We start from the raw sequence: 1,807 nt of genomic DNA on the forward strand, positions 1-1,807 counted from the left end.
AGAGTACTTCGCCAAGAAGAGGCGCGCTGATTAGCGGTACCGAGACAGCCTACTCGCGGTACCGCCTTTTGCTGATCGCCGGTACCAAGCCAGGTGATCGATGGTACCGCGAGAGGTTACTACTCATTGAATACGAGGATATCGTCTCGGGGCAAGGCATGCTCAATAAGGACGTGATTGAGAAGCATGACAAACGCGGCGGGATCGCTTTTGAGCCGGGTGATGTGCTCTATGGAAAGTTGCGACCCTATTTGCAAAACTGGTTAAATCCCCAGTTCAAAGGCATAGCACTCGGAGATTTCTGGGTGCTCAACCCGACTGATATTAGCTCAGGTTTCTTGTTTGTCCTCATCCGAACTCCGACGTTTGAACGCGTTGCAAACGAATCAACTGGAACGAAAATGCCTCGCGCCGATTGGCAAAATGTCTCAAATACGGAGTTCTCTATTCCGCTCCGTAAAGAGGAGCAGGAAGCCATCGGCGCCCTCTTCCAGAAGCTCGACTCGCTCATCGCCCTTCATCAGCGTGAGCGTGCGGGGGTCTAGATGAGGCTGGAGATTGAGCGCATCACGAGGTCGACATCCTGGTTCTCTAGCTCTTGGATGATGTGCAGGTAGGTCTTCTGGGTGGTATTCATGCTGGCGTGTCCGAGACGCTTGGCGACGCTGGCGATGGAGACGCCAGCGAACAGGAGCAGCGATGCATGGGTATGGCGCAGCCCGTGCACGGAGATGACGGGGACGCCGGCGCGCTTGCAGTGGCGTTCCAGCACGCTGTTCGCGGTGGAGTTGTAGACCTTCCCCTCCACGAAAATCGGCTCATCGTGGGGAAGCCTTTTGGTGAGTTCGGAAAACTGGATGACCAGCTGCCAATCGAGCTGCACCTTGCGCACGGAAGATCGGTTTTTCGTTGGGACGAAGCCAGTTCCCGTCTTGTAGTCCCAGGTCTTGTTGACCGAGACGACTTGGCGGCTGAACTCGAAGTCGTCGGGTGTCAGCGCAATGGCCTCGGAGAACCGCAGCCCCGTTTTCGCAATGAGGAGGATGAGCCAGTCCCAGCTCACCTCGGGCCCCAGGTCGAGGTCGTTCAGAAGCCGGTGCAGCTCGAATTGGTTGAGGTACTTCTGCTTCTTGGCGCGCGGGGATTTGCCCTTAATGATGGCCTTGCGCGTTGGGTCGCGCTCTACCAGACCCTCATCGACAGCATCGAGGACGGCGCCCTTCAGCTGATGGTGGAAATCCATTGTCGTCTGCCGTTCGTGGCTGACGGCATAGTCGTTCAGCAGCTTCTGATAGGTGATGCGGTTGAGTTCCGCGAGGGTCAGCAGGGGAATGAGCCGTTGCAGCCAAGCGCAGGTGAGCCGGTACTTGCTGAGCGTGACATCGCGCACGGCCCCTTCCTTATACATGGCCACCCACTGCTGGTAATAGTCGCAGAACGTGTCGTTGGGCGTGAGTTCGTTGAGCATTGCTGGGTTCCTTTCTGCGTTTTTGGTTCGTTTGAGGGCTCACGCTGATGAAGGTTCCCTAAGAATACGGCGATGAGACAAGTTGTTTGTCGCCGACAGAGGTTGTTTCTGCACGAGATCGCGAGTTATAAGCGTCTCGGGAAGTTTGGGAAGCGGCATTTTGACAATAACATATCGAATAACAATATCCTATAAGAGCTATCGCTTCTTGGTGGGGGGTGCGGACTCCAAGTTGGACACCCAGGTGTCCGGAAGGGAGTTCGAATGTACGACAAGAGGGCCAAGCAGGATGCGCTGGATCTGTGGTTCTCGATGCCCGGCGAGATGTCCGTGGATGAC

At 55.9% G+C, this 1,807-nt stretch carries 2 protein-coding genes; one reads left to right on the forward strand and one right to left on the reverse strand.

The window, feature by feature from the left end; all coding sequences use genetic code 11:
• On the forward strand, nt 1–545 hold a 545-nt coding region (locus tag GO707_RS11780), incomplete at its 5' end, for a restriction endonuclease subunit S (protein WP_198161102.1).
• On the opposite strand, the gene GO707_RS11785 is transcribed toward GO707_RS11780, so the two are convergent.
• A complete protein-coding gene (locus tag GO707_RS11785; RefSeq protein ID WP_114540317.1) occupies nt 542–1,468 on the reverse strand; it encodes a site-specific integrase in 927 nt (308 codons plus the stop codon). The two genes, GO707_RS11780 and GO707_RS11785, sit on opposite strands and share 4 nt — an antisense overlap.
• Nucleotides 1,469–1,807 lie beyond the last annotated feature (339 nt).

This window comes from Adlercreutzia rubneri (assembly GCF_009755265.1).
Taxonomy (GTDB): Bacteria; Actinomycetota; Coriobacteriia; order Coriobacteriales; family Eggerthellaceae; genus Adlercreutzia; species Adlercreutzia rubneri.

Bases quoted from the DNA above. Each gene is read 5' to 3' on its own strand.
- GO707_RS11785 (WP_114540317.1), bottom strand. From the start codon at position 1,468: ATGCTCAACGAACTCACGCCCAACGACACGTTCTGCGACTATTACCAG.